Source organism: Flavobacterium sp. J49, assembly GCF_011742145.1.
GTDB lineage: Bacteria > Bacteroidota > Bacteroidia > Flavobacteriales > Flavobacteriaceae > Flavobacterium.
Map to the genome: position 1 here is coordinate 1 of NZ_JAAQQU010000018.1, position 242 is coordinate 242.

The following is a 242-nucleotide window of genomic DNA, read 5'->3' on the forward strand; positions in this document are numbered from 1 at the left end:
AATGTTTCTCACCCTGATTTGCAATACCCGAATCAAATTATTTATGTACAAACGTTAGGGATTCGCATTACCAATAGTACAACGGGCTGTTACAGCATCTCTACGATGGACATCAGAGTAGTTCCGCTACCATCTCCAATTCCGCCAACAGAGCCATACACGATTTGTGATGAGAATCAAGATGGATTCTCCGGGTTTGATTTGACCACATTGACGACTGATATTTTACAAGGAGCACCTTA

Annotated in this window: 1 protein-coding gene; it reads left to right on the plus strand. The window is 41.7% G+C overall.

What is annotated here, in order from left to right; translation table 11 throughout:
- Positions 1–242 (plus strand): hypothetical protein (locus HA632_RS00075; RefSeq protein WP_176305207.1); only part of this gene is annotated, 242 nt, incomplete at both ends.